The 14151-nt window shown below is 57.2% G+C and carries 13 protein-coding genes and 1 tRNA gene; 8 read left to right on the top strand and 6 right to left on the bottom strand.

Annotation, left to right across the window (positions count from 1 at the left end):
- Nucleotides 1-27: 27 nt before the first annotated feature.
- Nucleotides 28-2541 (bottom strand): nitrate reductase catalytic subunit NapA, encoded by a 2514-nt coding sequence (gene napA / locus KI614_RS13355; protein ID WP_226406163.1) that lies wholly within the window; start codon nt 2539-2541, stop codon nt 28-30.
- Entirely contained in the window at nt 2538-2795 is a 258-nt protein-coding gene (locus KI614_RS13360) for a chaperone NapD (RefSeq protein WP_203467530.1), read from the bottom strand. The genes napA and KI614_RS13360 overlap by 4 nt, the downstream gene beginning before the upstream one ends.
- 296 nt (nt 2796-3091) lie before the next feature.
- Between KI614_RS13360 and ahpC the strand changes: the two genes are divergently transcribed.
- The 3 genes from ahpC to KI614_RS13375 all read left to right on the top strand — a co-directional run bounded on the left by ahpC (nt 3092) and on the right by KI614_RS13375 (nt 6699).
- A complete protein-coding gene (gene ahpC / locus KI614_RS13365) occupies nt 3092-3655 on the top strand; it encodes an alkyl hydroperoxide reductase subunit C (protein WP_203467531.1) in 564 nt (187 codons plus the stop codon).
- Nucleotides 3656-3755: 100 nt separating this feature from the next.
- Complete coding sequence (gene ahpF / locus KI614_RS13370; protein ID WP_226406164.1) at nt 3756-5309, top strand: alkyl hydroperoxide reductase subunit F; 1554 nt, start codon at nt 3756-3758, stop codon at nt 5307-5309.
- 421 nt (nt 5310-5730) lie between these two features.
- Nucleotides 5731-6699: a helix-turn-helix domain-containing protein gene (locus tag KI614_RS13375; RefSeq protein ID WP_226406165.1), complete on the top strand. Its 969-nt coding sequence runs from the start codon at nt 5731-5733 to the stop codon at nt 6697-6699.
- Between the two features lie 286 nt (nt 6700-6985).
- Here the strand turns inward: KI614_RS13375 and KI614_RS13380 are convergent, their stop codons facing one another.
- From KI614_RS13380 to KI614_RS13390, 3 genes are all read right to left on the bottom strand, one after another.
- Complete coding sequence (locus KI614_RS13380) at nt 6986-7282, bottom strand: type II toxin-antitoxin system RelE/ParE family toxin (protein ID WP_226406166.1); 297 nt, start codon at nt 7280-7282, stop codon at nt 6986-6988.
- Nucleotides 7283-7290: 8 nt separating this feature from the next.
- Nucleotides 7291-7656 (bottom strand): type II toxin-antitoxin system ParD family antitoxin, encoded by a 366-nt coding sequence (locus KI614_RS13385; RefSeq protein ID WP_226406167.1) that lies wholly within the window; start codon nt 7654-7656, stop codon nt 7291-7293.
- A gap of 207 nt (nt 7657-7863) precedes the next feature.
- Nucleotides 7864-7940 (bottom strand) — tRNA-Met (locus KI614_RS13390).
- A gap of 137 nt (nt 7941-8077) precedes the next feature.
- Here KI614_RS13390 and miaB point away from each other — a divergent pair.
- Genes miaB through lnt form a run of 5 tightly spaced genes read left to right on the top strand, consistent with a single transcriptional unit; the run spans nt 8078 to nt 13107 of the window.
- Nucleotides 8078-9415 (top strand): tRNA (N6-isopentenyl adenosine(37)-C2)-methylthiotransferase MiaB, encoded by a 1338-nt coding sequence (gene miaB, locus KI614_RS13395; protein WP_226406168.1) that lies wholly within the window; start codon nt 8078-8080, stop codon nt 9413-9415.
- Entirely contained in the window at nt 9396-10391 is a 996-nt protein-coding gene (locus KI614_RS13400) for a PhoH family protein (protein ID WP_226406169.1), read from the top strand. The genes miaB and KI614_RS13400 overlap by 20 nt, the downstream gene beginning before the upstream one ends.
- A complete protein-coding gene (gene ybeY / locus KI614_RS13405) occupies nt 10363-10812 on the top strand; it encodes an rRNA maturation RNase YbeY (RefSeq protein ID WP_226406170.1) in 450 nt (149 codons plus the stop codon). The genes KI614_RS13400 and ybeY overlap by 29 nt, the downstream gene beginning before the upstream one ends.
- Nucleotides 10813-10817: 5 nt before the next feature.
- Complete coding sequence (locus KI614_RS13410; protein ID WP_226406171.1) at nt 10818-11669, top strand: HlyC/CorC family transporter; 852 nt, start codon at nt 10818-10820, stop codon at nt 11667-11669.
- Complete coding sequence (lnt, locus tag KI614_RS13415; RefSeq protein ID WP_226406172.1) at nt 11647-13107, top strand: apolipoprotein N-acyltransferase; 1461 nt, start codon at nt 11647-11649, stop codon at nt 13105-13107. Before KI614_RS13410 ends, lnt begins: the two co-directional genes overlap by 23 nt.
- Before the next feature lie 9 nt (nt 13108-13116).
- Here lnt and KI614_RS13420 read toward each other — a convergent pair whose 3' ends face one another.
- Nucleotides 13117-13815: a transglycosylase SLT domain-containing protein gene (locus KI614_RS13420; protein WP_226406173.1), complete on the bottom strand. Its 699-nt coding sequence runs from the start codon at nt 13813-13815 to the stop codon at nt 13117-13119.
- Nucleotides 13816-14151 lie beyond the last annotated feature (336 nt).

The following is a 14151-nucleotide window of genomic DNA, read 5'->3' on the forward strand; positions in this document are numbered from 1 at the left end:
CCTATTCATTATTGGCTGATTCCCGAATCAGGCCCTGGTGACCTTGACGGCGCATTTCTTGTAGTCGGTTTCTTTCGAAATCGGACAAGTTGCATCCAGAGTCAGCTTGTTGACCAGACGCCCGGCATCAAAGAACGGGATGAAGACAAGGCCACGCGGCGGCTTGTTACGACCACGTGTTTCAACGCGCAACTGGATTTCTCCACGACGCGAAGCAACCTTGACTTCCATACCACGCTGCAAGCCACGGGCCTTGGCATCATCCGGATGCATGAAGACCACGGCATCCGGGAAGGCCTTGTACAACTCGGGAACGCGACGGGTCATCGTACCGGTATGCCAGTGTTCGAGAACGCGTCCGGTAGACATCCACAGATCGAACTCCTTGTCCGGCGACTCGGCTGGCGGCTGGTAAGGCAGCGCAAAAACGACTGCCTTGCCATCCTTGTGGCCGTAGAACTTGACGCCTTCGCCCTTCTTGACATACGGGTCGTAGCCCTCGCGGAAACGCCACAGCGTTTCCTTACCACCGACCACCGGCCAGCGCAGACCACGAGCTTGGTGATAGGTTTCAAACGGAGCCAGGTCATGACCATGACCGCGACCGAATGCAGCGTACTCCTCGAACAAGCCTTTTTGCGGGTAGAAGCCGAAGTGCTTGGCTTCATCGTTATCGAAGCCCGGCTGGGTTTCGCTCGCCTTGAACTTGTTGACCACGCCATTGGCGTAGAGCGCATCGAACATCGTCTTGCCCTTGAGCTTCGGCGCCTTGGCCAGCAACTCTTCCGGCCAGACTTCTTCCATCTTGAAGCGCTTGGAAAACTCCATCAGCTGCCACAGGTCGGAACGAGCTTCGCCTGGTGCCTTGACCTGCTGGCGCCAGAATTGGGTACGACGCTCGGCGTTACCGAAAGCGCCTTCCTTTTCGACCCACATCGCGGTCGGCAGGATAAGGTCGGCCGCCATGGCCGAAACAGTCGGATACGGATCGGAAACAACGATGAAGTTTTCCGGTTTGCGCCACCCCGGATAAAGCTCTTCATTGATGTTCGGACCGGCCTGCATATTGTTGTTGCACTGCTGCCAGTAGAAATTGACCTTGCCATCCTTGAGCGCGCGCGCCATGGCCACGGCATGGAAGCCGATCTTGTCCGGGATGGTGCCTTCCGGCAAGCCCCACAGCTCTTCCGTATGCTTGCGGTGTTCCGGGTTGGTCACAACCATGTCGGCCGGCAGGCGATGCGAGAAAGTACCCACTTCACGTGCTGTGCCACAGGCGGACGGCTGGCCGGTCAGCGAGAACGGGCTGTTGCCCGGCTCGGAGATCTTGCCGGTCAGGAGGTGGATGTTATAGACCAGATTGTTGGCCCAGGTACCACGGGTGTGCTGATTGAAGCCCATCGTCCAGAAAGAAACAACCTTGACCTTCGGGTCGGCATACAGCTCGGCCAGCGCCTTGAGATCTTTCGGTGCCACGCCGGACAACTTGGAAACCTTCTCGACGGTATAGTCAGCAACGAACTTCTTGTAGTCTTCGAAGGAAATCCCCTCGGACTTGCCGGTATCACCCTTGGGCTTGCCATCTGCGCCGGGGTAACCGTTGCTCGTTGCATCTTTTTCAAGCGCATGCGTCGGACGCAGGCCGTAACCGATATCGGTCGCACTCTTCTTGAAATTGACGTTCTTGTCGATGAACGCCTGGTTCACCTTGCCGTTCTGGATGATGTAATTGGCGATGTAGTTCAGAATCGCCAAATCGGTCTGCGGCGTGAAGATCATCGGGATGTCGGCCAGCTCGTAAGAGCGATGCTCGAAGGTCGACAACACGGCAACCTTGACCCCCTTGTTCGACAGCTTGCGGTCGGTGATGCGGGTCCACAGGATCGGATGCATCTCGGCCATGTTCGAGCCCCACAGCACGAAGGCGTCGGCATGCTCGATGTCATCGTAACAGCCCATCGGCTCGTCGATACCGAAGGTGCGCATGAAGCCGGCGACGGCCGAGGCCATGCAGTGACGCGCATTGGGATCAAGATTGTTGGTACGGAAACCAGCCTTCATCAGCTTGGAGGCAGCATAACCTTCCCACACCGTCCATTGGCCCGAACCGAACATCGCCAGGCCGTTCGGCCCCTTGGCCTTGAGCGTTGCCTTGGCCTTTTCTTCCATGATGTCGAAAGCCTGTTTCCAGGAAATCGGTGCGAAGTCGCCGTTCTTGTCGAACTTGCCATCCTTCATGCGCAGCATTGGCGTCTTCAGACGATCGCTGCCGTACATGATCTTCGAAAGGAAGTAACCCTTGATGCAGTTAAGACCACGATTGACCGGAGCTTCCGGGTCGCCCTGGGTGGCCACAACGCGGCCGTCCTGGGTACCGACCAGCACGCTGCAACCGGTACCGCAGAAACGGCACGGCGCCTTGTCCCAGCGAATATCGTCCTTGCCGGCCGCCTCGGCTGCCGTTGATGCGGTCAGACCGGCCGCTGAAATTGCCGCTGCAGCTGCATTGGCCTTGATGAAATCCCGTCGATTGAGCTTCACGCCTCTACCTCCTCAGTAACTGACTCGTCGTCGCTATATTGATAAACCATGGCTACTGCCAGAACGCCAGGAATACGGTGCAAGGCCACGTAGTTATCGGCCGCCGAATTGGTATCGTGATCTTCAAGCGTGACTACAACCTTGCCCTCCGGGCTGCGGGCGTGGATTTCCACACCGGGCATGCCGGTCAAAATGGCGCAGGCTTCTTCAAGCTGTGCATGTGAAATGTGCACGATGGCACTGGAAATATTCATGGCTGTTCCTCGTTGCATCGTCCGCAGAATCCGCAGGGATGCGGCGACATCCTGCGCATCATCCTGATATGGCCTGCAATTGAGTTGATTTGAGTCAACATGAAATCGCTTGATACCCATAGTAGTGCCACTGCAGGATAAACATTAGCACTTTCGAACTAGTTTTAACAAAACCCAAAAACCCACTGCATAGCCAAAAACTATCCGACAAATTCTTTTATTCAATTGGAGCAATGAAAAGACGCTCGCTAACATGCAATCCATGTTGAATTTCTAACCCACCAGGAGCAAACGTCATGTCCAACATCAATACCGAAATCAAACCTTTCAAGGCCACCGCATTCCACAACGGCAAATTCGTACCGGTTTCCGACGCCGATCTGAAGGGCAAGTGGTCCATCGTCTTCTTCTACCCAGCCGACTTCACCTTCGTCTGCCCGACCGAACTGGGCGACATGGCTGATTTCTACCCCGAGTTCCAGAAGCTGGGCGTCGAGGTGTACTCGGTTTCCACCGACACCCATTTCACCCACAAGGCCTGGCACGACACCTCGGACACCATCGGCAAGATCACCTACCCGATGATCGGTGACCCGACCGGCGCCATCACCCGCAATTTCGGCGTGATGATCGAGGAAGAAGGCCTGGCACTGCGCGGCACCTTTGTGATCAACCCGGAAGGCGTCATCAAGATTGCCGAAATCCACGACCTGGGCATCGGCCGTGATGCCTCCGAGCTGCTGCGCAAGGTCAAGGCTGCTCAATACGTTGCCGCCCACCCGGGCGAAGTCTGCCCGGCCAAGTGGAAAGAAGGCGATGCCACCCTGGCACCGTCGCTCGATCTGGTCGGCAAGATCTAAGTAAGCAAATTCCGCCATCCGGCAACGGGTGGCGGCGATTTCAGCGCAATGCTGCGGTCGACCGCAGCATTTCAGTGAAATTCAGGACAGGGAGAAAACCATGCTCGACAGCAATATCAAAACGCAACTCAAGGCTTACCTCGAAAAGCTCCAGCAACCGATCGAACTGGTTGCTGCACTCGATAGCCGCCCGGCCGCCGCCGATATGCGCCAGCTGCTGAATGACATTACCGAACTTTCAGACAAAGTCAGCCTGCGCGAAAACGGCAGTGCCGCATTGCAGCCCTCCTTCGCCATCGGTCGCCCGGGCGAAACTGCGCGCATCAGCTTTGCCGGCATCCCGATGGGCCACGAGTTCACTTCACTGGTCCTCGCCCTGCTGCAGACCGGCGGCCACCCGCCCAAAGTTGATGCCGCCGTGATCGAGCAAATCAAGGCATTGCCCGGCAAGTTTCACTTTGAAACCTTCATCTCGCTGTCCTGCCACAACTGTCCGGATGTCGTGCAGGCACTCAATCTGATGGCCGTGCTCAATCCGGGAATCAGCCACACGATGATCGATGGTGCGCTTTTCCAGGACGAAGTCGAGCAACGCAAGATCATGGCCGTACCGACCGTTTTCCTCAACGGCGAGGAATTCGGCGCCGGCCGCATGAGCATCGAGGAAATCATCGCCAAGCTTGATACCGGCGCCGCAACGCGGGCCGCCGAGCAGATCGCCGGCAAGGAAGTCTTCGACGTACTGGTCGTCGGCGGCGGACCGGCCGGCGCATCGGCAGCCATTTACGCTGCCCGCAAAGGTATCCGCACCGGCCTGCTGGCCGAGCGTTTCGGCGGCCAGGTGATGGATACGGTCGGCATCGAAAATTTCATTTCGGTGAAGGCGACCGAAGGACCGAAACTGGTTGCCGGCCTGGAGGAGCACGTTAAGGAATATCCGGTCGATGTGATGAATCTGCAACGTGCAGCCAAATTGATCCCGGGTGACCTCATCGAGATCGAGCTGGAAAATGGGGCCTCGGTAAAAAGCAAGTCGGTGATTCTCGCCACCGGTGCCCGCTGGCGTGAAATGAATGTGCCGGGCGAAAAGGAATATCGCGGCAAGGGTGTTGCCTACTGCCCGCATTGCGATGGTCCGCTGTTCAAGGGCAAGCGCGTCGCGGTGATCGGCGGCGGCAACTCCGGCGTCGAGGCAGCGATCGACCTGGCCGGCATCGTCGGTCACGTCACCTTGCTCGAATTCGACGGTCAACTGCGCGCCGACGCCGTTTTACAGAAAAAGCTGCACAGCCTGCCCAATGTCACGGTGATCACCAAGGCGCTATCGACTGAAGTCACCGGCAACGGCGAGAAGGTGAACGGCCTGGTCTACAAGGACCGCAACACTGACGAGGTAAAGCGCATCGAACTCGAAGGCATCTTCGTGCAAATCGGCCTGCTGCCCAACACCGATTGGCTGAAAGGTGCGGTCGACCTGTCGAATCGCGGTGAAATCGAAATTGACGCCAAGGGTCAAACCTCCGTACCCGGCGTCTTTGCCGCCGGCGACTGCACGACCGTGCCCTACAAGCAGATCATCATCGCCATGGGTGCCGGCGCCACCGCCTCACTCAGCGCCTTCGACCACCTGATCCGCAGCCCTGCCGCGGATTGAAATCACGAAGCCTGGTTAGAAGCCGGGCTTCGTGATGGCTGTCTCCGTGTGCGCATCCCACAGAAGCAAACGCTACAACGTCGACAGGCAGCCAACGATCAAAGCCATCGCTGTCGGAAATATAACTGTCGCTCCCTTCAAAGCCCGAACCTATATTGACGACAATATGTCACTCGGCTTGAACAATAACGCCACCAGAACGCACAACTTTCGAGGCATTCATTCAACAGGCATTTCCGCCACATCTGGCACCTGTATGCAGTGCATCTTGTGTAACAGTTACAGTGCAAGCCACGGCCGCACTTTCCTCCCTCCAGAACAATTTAGTAAAATCATTGACTGGAACACTAAATTTTGCCAAAATTTAATTTAGCGCATACCAGACAATATTTACCAATTTTCTCAAGGTGGAGGATCAACCATGCTCTCTAAGGCCCTTGTTCAACTTGCACTAAATACTCTGTCATGCAGCCAGAAGGAACTTGCCGGCCAGCTCGGCGTTTCTCCCACTCAAATCAGCAAGTGGAAGAAAGGGGAGCACATGTCCTTCGAGATGTCGGAGAAAATTCGGGAAATATTAAACATCGGCGACACAGACCCTGAATTCGTGCTGTGGTCTGGCTCTCTTGAGAAGGCTCACAAGTGGGAACGGCTAATTCAATATCTGGCGGATATTGCACAAGATGAAGCCGAAACGGGCTACGACACTTATCCGTTACTGGATGAGGAGGGAACCCTGTGCTGGAACATCTTCCATACACTTAAAGAAATGGGAGTCGATTTGCCCTCTCAATTTCCGCAGGAATTGGACTTCAACTATGAAGAGGTTTGCGACCGTAGCGACGATGACGCAATGAGGGTTGATGAGCTACTAGCACAAAACCCTTATTCCAGCCTTATCCAAGACATCTTTCTGTCTCTCAATAACGTCTACGGATTCTATGCCGCTTACGTTTCTGAGTTTATCGAAGATGATGAACTTAACCTCCAGGACACACCAGCTTGCAACATTGAATACTCCCTGATGGATCTTGCTGCATCCAAAATCAAGACAGACAACAAGTTGGCAAGTAAATTTACAGAATTCAGATACCGTGTCATAAAAGATTTTGATGAGTGGCTCAATCTCGTCAAAGAAAAAGCTTACCGTGCCGGGTTGCCTCTAAGGGCTGAGCTTCTGTCAATGGTGCACGGGACATCTGACGAAATAGGGCGCGATGCTGAAGCAGAAAGCCTAGGGTTCAACTCATCAAGAATACACCCTGACATCTACATGAACGAACTACTCTGTGGCATGAGAGTAATTCATCAGGTACTTCCTGCCATTATGAAAAAACTTGCTATCTACGAAGAGTTCAAACTGGACGAATCGGAACTTCACGCAAAGTAAGCCAGATTTTTACGAGGAGGCAAATCACAGAGTCATTCTGCCTCCCCTTCGAAATGAGCGAGGAACGATATCTACAGGAATGCGGAAGTTCGTGTAGTAGATTCCGCTGGCAGAATTAGACCAAGGTTTGGGCACGGTCTTTATCCAACCCCATACGTCTTGTACTAGAGTCAGTAGGGAGTTGGACAGTATAAAACCCTGAGCCACAAAGAAAATATTGCGACTCAAGGCCTTATGACATTACCGGTGGTGATGGACAGAATTTAACCATCACCACCGGAAGCCATCAGTGCTTTGGCCAGAGGGCGATTGCGGGAATATCTCTCGCATGATGCAACACTCTTGCCACGACAAGCCCTTGCTCATTTGGGAAATAGAACAGGATGTATGGCGTCGATGTCGGCCAGCTCCGCATATCTGACGACAGCTCGTTTCTCTCCCGGCCCATCAGCGGTTGATCCAACAACCGGATGGCTTCTGCTTCTATCTGGTCAAGCATACGATCCGCCGCAGTGACGCTATCTTCGGCAACGTATAGCCAAGCCTCCAGCAAGTCATTTTCGGCACTAGCTGTATAGAACACTCCCCTCATCAGACCGTCTTTGGTGATGCCAGGATTGCCCTGCCGCGCTCCTTGATGCTCGACATACTCACCTCACGCACGCGACCGGCATTTATATCGGCAACACCTTGGGCAATATCAACCTTGAGTGCAGCCAAATTGGCGGCCTGAACACCTTGATAAGCTTCAAACAAGCGCAGCGCCTCCCTGATGACTTCACTGGCAGAGCTGTAGAGTCCTGACTCGACATGCTGGCGAACACGGCTTTCAAGTTCCGGCGGCAACGATACATTTAGGGACATGGCAAGCTCCAAGGTTACGTCAGACATTGCCATTTTATGCCACTGTTGCAAAAAGGCCAGAACAAACCGAACTGCCACCTTCCATGTGTTCATGCAGACATTTCAGCACGGAACAATGATTTTCAAATTTGCTCCGCGCAAACGACAAGGCAGGGTAAAGATTTGTGGTAATTGGTAGGCCACGAAGCCCTCGCAAAACGCTGCCCCATGAGTACAGTGAAACACTGAGTTGTGACGGCGCCAGTTCGGAGGGCGTAAACGGAAAAACCCGCTGACGAATCAACGGGCTTTCGGCATTACTGGTGGTGATGGGCAGAATCGAACTGCCGACCTATGGGTTATGAATCCATCGCTCTAACCGACTGAGCTACATCACCACACTACGAGGGCGCGGATTATAGATTGGGATGCTTATTCGGTCAACGAATTTATGCTCGGTTATAATGTGCGACTGTTTTTCGATTGACTTCCCATCGCCCACCGGCGACTCACGATTCCCGTAAAGTAGTTACCCATGCCAAAGAAATTGTTCATCCGCACCTTTGGGTGCCAGATGAATGAGTACGATTCGGACAAGATGGCCGACGTGCTCAATGCCTCCGAAGGTATTGTCAAAACCGACAACCCGGAAGAAGCCGACATCATCCTGTTCAACACCTGCTCGGTGCGCGAGAAAGCGCAGGAGAAGGTTTTCCACGACCTCGGCCGGGTGCGCCACCTGAAGCAGCAAAACCCGAACCTGGTGATTGGCGTCGGTGGTTGCGTTGCCAGCCAGGAGGGCGAAGCGATTGTCGCCCGTGCGCCTTATGTGGACGTGGTGTTTGGCCCGCAAACCCTGCATCGCTTGCCACAGTTGATTGCCGAGCGCAAAGCCAAGGGCAAGGCTGCGGTCGACGTTTCATTTCCGGAAATCGAGAAATTCGATTCGATGCCGCCGGCAGAAGTCAAAGGTGCTTCGGCATTCGTCTCGATCATGGAAGGCTGCTCCAAGTTCTGTACCTTCTGTATCGTCCCCTACACCCGCGGCGGAGAGGTTTCCCGTCCGTTCGACGACATCCTGACCGAAGTGGCCGGCCTGGCCGCCAACGGGGTCGGCGAAGTCACCTTGCTCGGCCAGAACGTCAATGCCTATCGCGGCGACATGGCCGAAACGGAAGAGAAGGCTGATCTGGCGCTGCTGATCGAATACATCGCCGAAATTCCCGGCATCGAGCGTATTCGCTACACCACGTCGCATCCGCGCGAAATGAGCGATCGCCTGATCGAAACCTATCGCAACGTACCCAAGCTCGTTTCGCACCTGCACCTGCCGGTCCAGTCCGGATCGGACCGTGTGCTGGCAGCCATGAAGCGCGGCTACATGAGCATCGAATACAAATCGGTCATCCGCAAGCTGCGCGCGGCGCGGCCGGACATTTCGCTGTCTTCCGACTTCATCGTCGGTTTCCCCGGCGAGACGGACGAGGATTTCGAGAAGACGATGAAGCTGATCGACGATGTCGGTTTCGACAGCTCGTTCTCCTTCATTTACAGCCCGCGCCCCGGCACCCCGGCGGTCGAGATGGAAGATTCGACGCCAGCGGAGGTCAAGTCGGCCCGCCTGCTGCGCTTGCAGAAACGCATCGACGAACAGGCCCAGGTAATCAGCCAGGCCATGGTCGGCACGATTCAGCGCGTGCTGGTCGAAGGCACTTCGAAGAAGGATGTGCACGAACTGGCCGGACGGACGGACAACAACCGCATCGTCAATTTCGCCGGCAATGCCCGCCTGATCAACACCTTCGTCGATGTCCGCATCACGTCGGCGCTGCCGCACAGCCTGAGAGGCGAAATTGTCATCCGAGAAGGCTAAGCCGGCACCGAAGAGCAAGCCGGTCAGCCTGGCGCTTGCCCCGGTCGACAATACTTTGCTGGCCAATTTGTGCGGCCCGCTCGACGAGAACATCCGCCAGATCGAAACCGGCTTCGATGTCAGCATCAAGCGGCGCAACGAACGCTTTTCCATTTCGGGGGAAAAGGCGGCGTTGACCGCGGAAGCCATTCGTCACTTCTACGGTATGGCACGCCAGCCGCTCTCGGTCGACGAAATCCAGCTCGGCCTGATCGAACTGACCAACGCGCCAGTCCGGCGCGTCAGCCGCAAGGCCGAAGGCCCGGTCGATGGCCCGCAACTGGTCACCCGCAAGACTGAACTGCACGGCCGCACGCCACGCCAGGTGGCTTACCTGAATGCGATCCAGGAACACGACATCACCTTCGGCATCGGCCCGGCCGGCACCGGCAAGACCTATCTTGCTGTCGCCAGTGCGGTCGACGCCTTCGAGCGCGACCTGGTCGAACGCATCATCCTGACCCGCCCGGCGGTTGAAGCCGGCGAGCGCCTCGGCTTCCTGCCCGGCGATCTGACCCAAAAAATTGATCCTTACCTGCGCCCGCTGTACGACGCACTGTACGACCTGATGGGCCATGACCGGGTCAGCAAGCTCTACGAAAAGCGCGCCATCGAGATCGCCCCGCTCGCCTTCATGCGCGGCCGGACGCTGAACCACGCCTTCATCATTCTCGACGAGGCGCAGAACACCACGCCGGAACAGATGAAGATGTTCCTGACCCGCATCGGCATCGGCGCCAAGGCGGTCGTCACCGGCGATATCACCCAGATCGACCTGCCCAAGGGGCAAAAGAGCGGCCTGCGCGAAGCACGCGACATCCTCAAGGGGGTACGCGGCCTGGCTTTTACCGAATTTCAAAAGGAAGATGTCGTGCGCCACCCGCTGGTCGCGCGCATCGTTGCCGCCTATGAATCCCACAGCAAGCAAACGTCTTAACCTCTCCGTGCAATATGCCTGTAACCGTGAGGGCTTACCCTTGCGGGCGGATTTTGTCCGCTGGGCCCGCGCTGCACTGGTTGGCGGCGGTGAAATCACCATCCGCCTGGTCGACGCCGACGAAGGCCAGGAACTGAACAAGGAATACCGCGGCAAGGATTACGCGACCAACGTGCTGTCCTTTCCGTACGATACCGAACCGCTGGTCATGGGCGATCTGGTCATTTGCCCGAGCGTCGTGGCACGCGAGGCGACGGAGCAGAACAAGCCGCTGGCGGCGCATTACGCGCACCTGACGGTGCATGGTATGCTGCATTTACAGGGTTGGGACCACGAAGAAGACGAGGCTGCCCAGGCCATGGAAAACGAAGAAACGGAGATTCTCGCCGCGATGGGTTATCCAGACCCGTATGCGGTTTAAAAATTATGGACAGTGACAGTAAACCGAGCTTTATCGAACGACTGACTTCCCTGCTGCTGCGCGAACCCGAAGATCGCGAGCAACTGCTTGAAATCCTGCACTCGGCCTACGAGCGCAACCTGATGGACGCCGATGCGCTGACCATCATCGAAGGCGCGCTCGCCGCCTCCGACACCCGTGTTTCCGACGTCATGATTCCACGCGCCCAGATGGATGCGATCGACGTCGATGACCCGATGGACGAAATCATCCCCATCGTCATCGAAGCGGCGCACTCGCGCTTCCCGGTGGTCGATGGTGACCGCGACAAGGTGCTCGGCATCCTGCTCGCCAAGGATCTGCTGCGTATCCACACCGAAAAGGACTTCGACCTGCGCGACTGGCTGCGCCCGGCGGTTTTCATCCCGGAATCCAAACGCCTCAATGTGCTGCTCCGCGAATTCCGCGTTTCACGCAATCACATGGCCATCGTGGTCAACGAGTACGGCGGCGTCGCCGGCCTGGTGACCATCGAAGACGTGCTCGAACAGATCGTCGGCGACATCGAGGACGAATACGACTTCGACGAAGCGCACGACAACATCCGCCTCGACGCCTCCGGCATGTATCGCGTCAAGGCGCGGACGGAAATCGAAGATTTCAACGCCGCCTTCAATACCCGCTTCTCCGACGAAGAGTTCGATACCGTCGGCGGGCTGGTTCTGCGCCACATTGGTCGCGTCCCGAAACGCAATGAAGTGATCGACATCGATGGCATGCGCGTCCAGGTTCTGCGCGCCGACAGCCGTCGTCTGTACACCCTGCTGATCACCCCGCCGCCCAAATCCGAAGCCGGTGCTGAAGACTTTACTGGCTAGATTCCCGCTTGCGCCGTATGCCTTTGCTGCCACCACCGGTGCGGCCGGCGTGCTGTGCTTTGCGCCGTTCGGCCTGTTCTGGCTGGCCCCGTTTGTCTGGCTCGGACTGTTCTTCACATTGCGCCAAGCCGGTACGCCGCGCCAGGCGGCACTGACCGGCTTCTGCTTTGGGCTCGGTTTTTTCCTCGGCGGCGTGTCATGGATTTACGTCAGCCTGTCAGTCTTCGGCGGCATGCCGATCTGGCTTGCCGCTCCGGCGACTTTCCTGTTCTGCGCATTCATGGCGCTCTATCCAGCCCTCGCCGGTTGGGCTTTCAAGCGCTGGCCGGCGCACGGTTTCTGGCGTGAAGCGATTTATTTCGCCAGCCTGATTGCCACGGTCGACTGGCTGCGCAGCTGGGTTTTCACCGGATTCCCCTGGCTGGCGGTCGGCTATTCGCAAGCGTCACCCAGCCCACTCGCCGGCTTCGCACCGCTGATCGGCGTACACGGCCTGAGCCTGCTGATCGCACTGAGTGGTGCACTGCTGCTGCGCTGGCGCGTTGGCGCACTGGCACTGGCACTGCTTGCCCTCAGCGGTTTCGGGCTGCGCCAGATTGCGTGGACCACGCCGGTTGGCGCGCCAATCAGCGTGGCTCTGATCCAGGGCAACATCCCACAGGAGATGAAGTTCCGGCCGGAAGCCTTCTTTCGCACGCTCGAAACCTATCGCGAACTGATCGAAGCCCATCCGGCCCAACTCACCATCCTACCGGAAACCGCCATTCCCGCCTTTTTCGACCAGTTGCCACCGACCTACGTCGATTCGCTCAAGGCGACCGCGCAGGCCAACCAGGGTGACCTGATCATCGGCACGCTGAGTGGCGATGGCGAACACTACTGGAACAGTGCAATCAGCCTGGGTTCATCGCCGCTGCAAAGTTACCGCAAGACGCACCTGGTCCCGTTTGGCGAAACCATTCCGGCCGGATTTTCATGGTTCATGAGCCTGGCCAACATCCCGATGTCGTCCTTCACCCGCGGCCCGGCAGAACAAACGCCATTGGCCATCGCCGGCCGCCATGTCGCGGTCAACATCTGCTACGAGGATGTTTTCGGCGAAGAAATCATTCGCGCCCTGCCCGCAGCCGGAATCCTGGCCAACCTGTCGAATACCGCATGGTTCGGTCGCTCGCTGGCACAGCCGCAACATCTGCAGATCGCCCAGATGCGCGCCAGCGAAACAGGCCGGCCGATGCTGCGCTCGACCAACACTGGGATGACCGCCATCGTCGGCCCCGACGGCGTCGTTCAAGCCGCCCTGGCGCCCTTTACGCAAGGCGTGCTGCATGGCGAAGTGCGTGCCTACGAAGGCCTGACGCCGTTTGCCAGAATCGGCAACTTCGGCTTTCTGGCTGCTGCGGCAATCCTGCTCCTGCTCAGCCGCCGTCGCCGCTAAGCGGCACGTTCAGGTCGAACGCCAGCGCTGGGCCGCCAATTCAAGGCGCTGACGCTCGGCCAGCACCCGCGTCGCGTAACGCCTGGCCGGATCCTTGGTCGCTCCGCCGAACTGTTGCAACCCGTCTTCCAGGCCGCCATTGCGTCGAATCGACTCTTTCAGTACGCGAGCCCCGACCTGAACATTGGTCAGCGGATCGAAAAATGGCAGGCTGCCTGCATCGCTCGGTAATTTATCCTGATGAAAACGCGGCACCACCTGCATCAAGCCCTGCGCGCCGACCACACTTTGCGAGAGGGGATTGAAGCCGGACTCAACGCCGATCACCGCAACGATCAACAGGGGATCGAGGTGCAAATCACGCGCGACCTCTTCGGCCGTAGCGAAAATCGGCTGAAGTGCCTCGGTCGACACGTGATAACGCATCGAAACGTAGGCCAGCGCAGCGCGCATGCGAGGCGTCAGCAGCACAGAGGGAACATCGCCCAAGGCTTCGGCCGGCTCATCGGTTTCGAGTTCATCGCCAAGCAGCGCCTCTTTCGGCAGGACCGAACGGATACCGTCGACAAAGGCCGCATGGCCGTTATGCGCCCCGACCAGAGCGACCAGCAGGGCCAGGCCAAAAACGACAAGAAATTTCTGGAGTACTGCAAACACGGCAGACGTCAAACGTGACATCACCGGCGGGAAAAGAGACGTAGCGAACACGCGACCTCCTTCACTGTTGCCACTGCGGAAAACAACGCCGTCAGCGAACGGTTACAGGGGGTACGACACCCGCTCGCAGACCTCATGACGAGGATTCAGATGCCCGAAAACACAGGGGCGAGCCGATGTTGCACCGCAACATAATTTGCAGTCTATTGATTATATTGAATATTGTCAATTCTAAAGACTAAAACCAGGAGTCAGCATGTTGCACGACAACAACAAAACCCAACGAGCATTCGGCTGAATTGCAGTCTCCAGAGACCGTCCGGACCTGACACGGCAAGGCTTTGCAGCGGAGCCGGCGCAGACCTGCCGAAGCGGGGTAAAACCTAG

Origin of the sequence: Dechloromonas denitrificans (assembly GCF_020510665.1) — a bacterium.
Classification (GTDB): Bacteria; Pseudomonadota; Gammaproteobacteria; order Burkholderiales; family Rhodocyclaceae; genus Azonexus; species Azonexus denitrificans_B.

Bases quoted from the DNA above. Each gene is read 5' to 3' on its own strand.
- KI614_RS13385 (WP_226406167.1), bottom strand. From the start codon at position 7,656: ATGAACACATGGAAGGTGGCAGTTCGGTTTGTTCTGGCCTTTTTGCAA.
- miaB (WP_226406168.1), top strand. From the start codon at position 8,078: ATGCCAAAGAAATTGTTCATCCGCACCTTTGGGTGCCAGATGAATGAG.
- ahpC (WP_203467531.1), top strand. From the start codon at position 3,092: ATGTCCAACATCAATACCGAAATCAAACCTTTCAAGGCCACCGCATTC.
- KI614_RS13410 (WP_226406171.1), top strand. From the start codon at position 10,818: ATGGACAGTGACAGTAAACCGAGCTTTATCGAACGACTGACTTCCCTG.
- KI614_RS13360 (WP_203467530.1), bottom strand. From the start codon at position 2,795: ATGAATATTTCCAGTGCCATCGTGCACATTTCACATGCACAGCTTGAA.
- KI614_RS13375 (WP_226406165.1), top strand. From the start codon at position 5,731: ATGCTCTCTAAGGCCCTTGTTCAACTTGCACTAAATACTCTGTCATGC.
- ahpF (WP_226406164.1), top strand. From the start codon at position 3,756: ATGCTCGACAGCAATATCAAAACGCAACTCAAGGCTTACCTCGAAAAG.
- ybeY (WP_226406170.1), top strand. From the start codon at position 10,363: ATGAATCCCACAGCAAGCAAACGTCTTAACCTCTCCGTGCAATATGCC.